We start from the raw sequence: 7,182 nt of genomic DNA on the forward strand, positions 1-7,182 counted from the left end.
TGATAGCCTTGGAGCGGCTGGGATCCAGATTCAAAAACGCTCCTGTTTCCGTCTGCTTCACGCTTCCCATAATTTCCTGCTCCACCTTGGGGTCTAAGGTTGCCACGCTTGTGGTCTCGTTGGCCGGAAAATATTTGGTGGATATGGCCCGCTTTAAGCTCTGGCGCACATACTCTGTCAAAACATCCGTATCTCTGGTGGTAGGCGCATAATCCGCCAGCGTTTCCAGAATCGTAAGCAGATCCCTGATGGAAATGCCCTCCCGCAGCAGATTCTGAAGCACCTTTTGAATCTCCCCAAGACCCAGCGTTTTCGGCACAAGCTCCTCCACCAGGGAAGGATTGCTTTCCTTCAGGTTGTTTAACAGATTCTGCACATCCTGTCTGGTCAAAAGCTCCGCAATGTGCTGTCTGATAATCTCCGTCAGATGGGTGGCTATAATGGAAGGCGGGTCCACAACTGTATATCCCAGACTTTCCGCGCGTTCTCTCTGCCCCTCCGTAATCCAGATGGCAGGCAGGTGGAAGGAGGGCTCAAAGGTGGGAATCCCCGTGATTTCTTCCTCCACATAGCCCGGATTCATAGCCATATAGTGGTCAAAAAGGATTTCTCCCTCACTGACCTGTATTCCCTTAATCTTAATAATATATTGGTTTGGATTTAACTGAATGTTGTCCCTGAGTCGAATAATAGGCACAACAGTCCCCAGTTCCAGCGCAATCTGCCTTCTGATCATAACCACACGATCCAAAAGGTCGCCCCCCTGATTTACGTCCGCCAGCGGAATAATCCCGTAGCCAAATTCCAATTCAATGGGGTCCACCTGCAGCAGGCTGTTCACATTCTCCGGCTGGCGAATCTCCTCTGCAGCCGCCTCCTCAGTGTCTACCTCCTGCTCGATTCTGGCGGTCTCGATGGTACCTGCAATGCTTCTCCCTGCAATAATAAACACCAGTCCCAGACCCACAAACAAAATAGTGTTCAAATTGGTGGTAAAGCCTAATGCGATCAGCATCCCTCCCACCAGATAAAGAACCTTCGGAATACTGAAAAGCTGATTTATCAGAGTGCTTCCAAAATCCGCTTCCTTGCTTCCCTTGGTCACAAGAATACCTGTGGAGAGGGAAATTAACAGGGAAGGAATCTGGCTCACCAGACCGTCGCCTATGGTCAAAATAGCATATTTATCCAGAGCGGCCGTTATGTCCAGCCCCTCTCTTGTGACGCCCATGATGATACCGCCCACAATATTGATCACCGTAATAATAAGACCGGCAATGGCATCTCCCTTTACATACTTTACAGCACCGTCCATGGAGCCGAAAAAGCTTGCTTCTTCCTGAATTTTCTCACGTCTGCGCTTTGCCTCCGCATCCGTGATAGCCCCAGTGTTCAAATCCGCGTCAATAGCCATCTGCTTTCCGGGCATGGCGTCCAGGGTAAACCTGGCGGTTACCTCTGACACACGTTCCGAGCCCTTGTTGATCACAAGAAACTGTATCATGATCAGAATTACAAACACAATGACGCCGATGATCAGATTACCTCCGCCCACATACTCACCGAAGGTCTGCACCACGTTTCCCGCATCACCCTGTCCCAAAATCAATTTGGTGGAGGACACATTCAGCGCGATTCTGAAAATGGTAGTAAACAGGAGCATCGTGGGAAAATAAGACATATCCAGCACTTCCTTGCTGAACATGGCTCCAAACAATATCGTAAGCGCAATGGCAATATTCAATGCAAGAAGAATGTCCAAAAGCCATGTAGGAATGGAAACGATAAACATTAAAAAGGCAGCTATTATATATAAGGCAACGCCCATATCTGCTTTGTTCAGTTTCATGTATACACTTCCTTTCCTTTAAATTTTACCCTGCAGATGATATACGAAGGCCAGCACCTCTGCAACCGCCTGATACAGCTCCGGCGGCACCACTGCGCCCACATCCACATTTGCATAGAGCATACGGGCAAGGGGTTTATTCTCAACAATTTCTATCTTATTTTCCTTTGCCACTTCCTTGATGCGGGCGGCCAGATAATCCTCTCCCTTGGCGATTACCACCGGCGCATCCGCAACCTGGGGATCATACTTAATAGCCACCGCATAATGGGTAGGATTGGTGATAACCACATCTGCCTGGGGCAGATTCTGCATCATACGTCTCTGGGAAACCTCACGCATCTTCTGGCGGATTTTTCCCTTGACCTGAGGGTCTCCTTCCTGCTGCTTGTATTCTTCCTTGATCTCCTGCTTTGTCATCCGCATATCCATGGCAAATTTTATCTTTTGATAAGCGAAATCTGCAGCCGCCAAAACCAAATACACGATAGAAATACGGATTCCCAGATCCGTCACCGTCTCCGCTGCAAGCTGCAGCGCCTGCATAAGCGTCATGTCATACAGGGAAAACAAAAGCGGCCATTTATCCTGAAGATAGCTGTAGCAGATATAAACAATAAGACCAATCCGCAAAAGAGATTTTAGCAGCTCCATCACGGAATTCACGGAAAAAATCCGCCGAAAGCCCGACAGAGGGCTCATTCTGTTTAATTTAGGCTGTATGGGCTTCCCTGTGGGATGCCAGCCCACTTGTATGACATCGCTGAAAAAAGCCACCGCAACACCGATCAGCAGAATGGGCAGCATGATGATCACCGACTGCAGCATCATCTCCCGGAACACAATTCCCGTGTCTGTCTCCGGCATATAGCCATTCCAGAATGTTGCCGTCTCCGGAATTCGATTGTAAATATCAGAAAAAACCGAGAGAAACTGGGTGCCCATATTTCCCACCCAGAATTTTAAAACCAGAAAAAGCGCCAAAAGCCCCAAGCCATTTCCAACCTCACGGCTTCTGGCTACCTGCCCCTCCTTACGGGCATCGGTGAGCTTTTTCTCGGTGGCAGGCTCCGTTTTTTCTCCGCCCTGTCCCTCTTTTGCAAAGAATTGAAGGTTATATTCCAATAGCACTTGTCACACCTCTACATCATGCCGTTCACAAAGGATACAATCATCTTTTTCATCTCCTGAAAAATAAAATCAGCGGCGCCAGGCAGCATTGCGGCCGTAAAAAACATCACCGCAAGCCCCACCAGTATTTTCAGCTGAATTCCAACAGAAAACATATTCATCTGGGGAGACACCTTTGCCAAAACACCCAATATTGCATTCAGCAGAAGCACCACACAAAATACCGGCAGCACAATGCGAAAGCCGATCACGATATAATCGCTCAAAAAATCCGTCATGGACTGCACAAGAGAGTCCGAACGAAACACTGCTCCGTTCACCGGGATCAGCGTAAAGGTGTCCGCCAGCGCACCGAACAGATACCGGTACATTCCCGTGGCAATCAGGAGCATCATAAAAACATACTGATAAAAAACACCTGTTATGCTGGTGTTTTCCCTGGTGGCTGGGTCCATCAGCGTGGCCATGGAAAGTCCTGTCTCCATATCCACAATGGAACCCGCAAAGTTCACAACAGAAGTACAGATATTTGCGCCAAAGCCGATCAAAAGCCCGACGACAGCCTCCTTCATTATGATTACCGTGTATTCCAGCACAGAGTCATATGCCACTGCCTCCGCAGGGGTTAACACCCCATAAAGCAGCATGGATGAAAAAAAGCTGAGGCCGATTCTGACTCTCGCGGGCGTGCTGCTCATGCTGAAAAAAGGAGCAATGAACACAAAACAGGATACCCTGGTAAAAATCAGCAGAAAATATTCCAGATCATAAATGGAAAAAGAATAATCGATCATATCCCCTGCTCCCGTCTATTTATGTACATAAAGACTGAAGCTCGACCACAGCTGTGTGGCAAATTCCACCATAGTGCTCATCATCCAGTGTCCAAACAGCATCAGCGCCAAAAACACACAGACGATTTTGGGGACAAAGGTCAGGGTCTGCTCCTGTATGGAGGTTACCGTCTGAAAAATACTGATTATCAGGCCCACAATCAGGGAAACCAGCAAAACGGGCAGCGATACCAGGATAATCAAATATAAGGCATTGTTCGCCATTTCTGTAACTGCATCAACGGTCATCTAAAAATCCTTTCCACGACAGCCATCAGTAAAAGGTCTTTACCAGATTGCCTATTACCAGAGACCAGCCATCCGCCAAAACAAACAAAAGTATCTTAAAAGGCATGGAAATGGTGGTGGGCGGCAGCATCATCATACCCATACTCATGAGCGTGGAGGCCACCACCATGTCTATCACAATAAAGGGAATGTAAATCATAAAGCCAATCCAAAAAGCTGTTCTCAGCTCACTGACCATAAAGCTTGGAACCAGCACGGAATTTGGTATATCCTCCAGAGAGGTGCCGTCCCACTCCTGCCCTGCAATGTCCATAAACAGCTCCACATCCTTCACCTGGGTCTGGCGGTACATAAATTCCCTCAGAGGCTCCATCCCCCGTTCAAAGGCTTCTTCCTGATCTATCTGGCCCTCCTCAAAAGGGACCACAGCCTCCTCATAAACAGTTGTTATGGTAGGCTCCATAATGAAAAAGGTAAGAATCAGGGACAACCCGATCAAAATCTGGTTGGGCGGCGCCGTCTGGGTATTTAACGCCGACCGGGTAAAGTGCATCACGATGATGATCCTGGTAAAGGAGGTCATCATAATGATAAGGGTGGGAGCCAAAGCAATCAGCGTCAGGATAATTAAAATTCTTAAAGCTCCATTGAGCTGTCCGTTCCCATCATTGTAGGTGATGCTTATGGTATTCCCTGTGTTCAGTGAATTCAATTCTTCGGGCGTCTGGGCCGTGCCGGGAGGATTGATAACAGTTGAATTTTCTGTTTCTCCCGTCAAGTGCTGCTGCGCCGCATGGGCCGTAATGGGTTGGTGAATACACAATATGCCTACCGTAATCAGCAGGCATACGAGCATCCATATTTTTTTTCCAGTCAACATTTGCTTCTTCATGCAATTATTCCTTTGGTTTCATTGCCTTTTCCAGCAAGGCCTTGAAGGGCTTCCCTGTTTCCTTTGGGCCGCTCTCCTTAAGCTGCTCCTTAGGCACTTCCCCAAGCAGCGTTACCGTATCCTTGCAGACCGCGATGGCAAGATATGTCTCTCCAATCCGCACAAGCTGGATATACTTGTTATTGCTGATACGGGTTGTCTCCAGAATTTCAATGTTGCAGGTCACATTCTGCTGCTTTTGGTAATTCGCAATCCACTTGGTGGTCAGCGCCGTTATGCCGAGCACCAAAACAAAAACTACCAGCACAGCAAGAAACTGCGCGTAGCTGTTTACATTCCCTGTCAACAGCACTGCCGTCAGCCCACTACTTTTTTAACGGCTTCAATCACGCGCTCTGCCTGAAAAGGCTTTACAATAAAATCCTTTGCACCGGCCTGAATGGACTCAATCACCATCGCCTGCTGTCCCATGGCGGAACACATAATAACCTTTGCGCCGGCATCCTGCTTTTTGATCTCCTTCAGCGCCTGAATACCATCCATCTCAGGCATAGTGATATCCATAAGCACAAGGTCGGGAGAAACCTCCTTATACTTCTCCACAGCCTTAATCCCGTTTTCCGCTTCTCCTGCGACATTGTAGCCGTTTTTCGTCAAAATGTCCTTAATCATCATCCTCATGAATGCCGCGTCATCACAAATCAAAATATTCTTTGCCATTTAACTATCCTCCTATTTGATAATTTCGGTTACTCTCACACCAAAGCTTTCTTCGATTACAACAACTTCTCCCTTTGCAACAAATTTGCCGTTCACCAAAACGTCTATAGGTTCGCCTGCAATACGGTCAAGCTCAATGATCGTGCCAGGCGCGAAATCAAGTATCTCGGAAATCGACTTAGTGGTACGTCCCAATTCAACTGTAACCTCAAGAGGGACATCCATGATCAGGCCGATATTTTCCTGGCCTGGAACACTATTTACATTGCTGGAAAAATTCTGAAACTGGGCCGGCTGAACATTGATATTCTGCTGATTCATCTGGGAAACCGCGCCTGCCTGATTCATTCCCATGGGTTGATTAAACCCGCCTGCATTCATGTTCATGCCCATCTGTCCCATGTTCATTTGGTTCATTCCAGTGGAATAAATTCCACTTTGATTCATGCCCATCTGGTTCATTCCCATGCCGCTGCCATTCATTGCCATCTGGCCCATTCCCATTTGTCCCATATTCATCTGGTTTGTTCCCATAGGACTCATTCCCATCTGGTTCATACCTGTTTGGTTCATGCCTGTTTGGTTCATACCCATGGGATTCATTTCCGTGGTATTCATTCCTGCAGGATTCATAGCTGTCATATTCGTTCCTGCAGCGGTCATTCCACTATCCATACTGTATCCTGCCTGGCTCTGCGGATTTTGTACCGAAGCTGCCTGCTGTGCATTCTTTTTAGGCTCCGACACAAGGGCATCTTCCAGCATCTCTCCCGTCTGGGTATTGAAAAAGGTTTCCACCACCTTGCGGGCAAACTCAATAGGATACAGCTGTATGATGGTGCTGTCCACCAAATCCTCAATCTGCATATGGAAAGCGATCTTGACAAAGGTGCCTCCCAAAAATGGCGAAATTTCCGCACCGTCTTTATATTCCGACAAATCTACCAAAGTGCTCTCCGGCGGGCTGATATCAATCACCGTCTGCAGCATCGTGGAAAGAGATGTGGCAGCGGAACCCATCATCTGATTCATAGCCTCAGAGATGGCGCTCAAATGCAGCTCACCCAGCTCACCGTCCGTATTGGTTCCGTCACCTCCCATCATCAGGTCGGCAATTACCTTTACGTCGTGCTCCTTCAGCACGAGAATATTCATGCCGTCAAGCCCCTTGGTATATTTAATCTGGATAAATACACATGGCTTTTCGTAATCCCCCAGCAGCGTATCCCATGTAGCCAGGGTAACCACCGGGGTAGTGATATTCACCTTTCTATTCACAAGAGAATACAGGGTGGTGGCAGAGGAGCCCATACTGATATTGGCAACCTCTCCAATAGCATCCTTTTGCACATCTGTCAGCAGCTCTCCCTCTCCTGAAGCTGTGCTGCCGGCTGTACTTTCATTGCTTATGTCTCCTGCCGCATCCCCTTTTGGCAGGTTTTCTGTACTGTCCAAATCACCTGCGCCGTCGGCAGATAAATCCATCCCATTTAACAGCGCACTTATCT

General features: G+C 47.9%; 8 protein-coding genes. All 8 read right to left on the reverse strand.

Annotated elements, in window-relative coordinates; translation table 11 throughout:
• Window positions 1–1,849, reverse strand: a 1,849-nt coding sequence (gene flhA / locus AC1WIP_RS08960) for a flagellar biosynthesis protein FlhA (protein WP_481141520.1), incomplete at its 3' end; no start/stop codon positions are given.
• An 18-nt stretch (window positions 1,850–1,867) separates the two neighbouring features.
• Window positions 1,868–2,980, reverse strand: coding sequence for a flagellar biosynthesis protein FlhB (gene flhB, locus AC1WIP_RS08965; protein WP_481141521.1), 1,113 nt, complete (start codon window positions 2,978–2,980; stop codon window positions 1,868–1,870).
• 11 nt (window positions 2,981–2,991) lie between these two features.
• On the reverse strand, window positions 2,992–3,774 hold the full coding sequence (fliR, locus tag AC1WIP_RS08970; protein WP_481141522.1) for a flagellar biosynthetic protein FliR: 783 nt from the start codon (window positions 3,772–3,774) through the stop codon (window positions 2,992–2,994).
• A 15-nt stretch (window positions 3,775–3,789) separates the two neighbouring features.
• Complete coding sequence (fliQ, locus tag AC1WIP_RS08975; RefSeq protein WP_481141523.1) at window positions 3,790–4,062, reverse strand: flagellar biosynthesis protein FliQ; 273 nt, start codon at window positions 4,060–4,062, stop codon at window positions 3,790–3,792.
• A 25-nt stretch (window positions 4,063–4,087) separates the two neighbouring features.
• Window positions 4,088–4,954, reverse strand: coding sequence for a flagellar type III secretion system pore protein FliP (gene fliP, locus AC1WIP_RS08980; protein WP_481141524.1), 867 nt, complete (start codon window positions 4,952–4,954; stop codon window positions 4,088–4,090).
• A gap of 4 nt (window positions 4,955–4,958) precedes the next feature.
• A complete protein-coding gene (locus AC1WIP_RS08985) occupies window positions 4,959–5,306 on the reverse strand; it encodes a flagellar biosynthetic protein FliO (protein WP_318702470.1) in 348 nt (115 codons plus the stop codon).
• A gap of 5 nt (window positions 5,307–5,311) precedes the next feature.
• Window positions 5,312–5,674: a response regulator gene (locus AC1WIP_RS08990; protein WP_318702472.1), complete on the reverse strand. Its 363-nt coding sequence runs from the start codon at window positions 5,672–5,674 to the stop codon at window positions 5,312–5,314.
• A gap of 12 nt (window positions 5,675–5,686) precedes the next feature.
• Complete coding sequence (gene fliY / locus AC1WIP_RS08995; RefSeq protein WP_481141525.1) at window positions 5,687–7,180, reverse strand: flagellar motor switch phosphatase FliY; 1,494 nt, start codon at window positions 7,178–7,180, stop codon at window positions 5,687–5,689.
• Between the last annotated feature and the right edge of the window lie 2 nt (window positions 7,181–7,182).

The sequence above is a fragment of the Acetatifactor sp. genome, assembly GCF_982438285.1.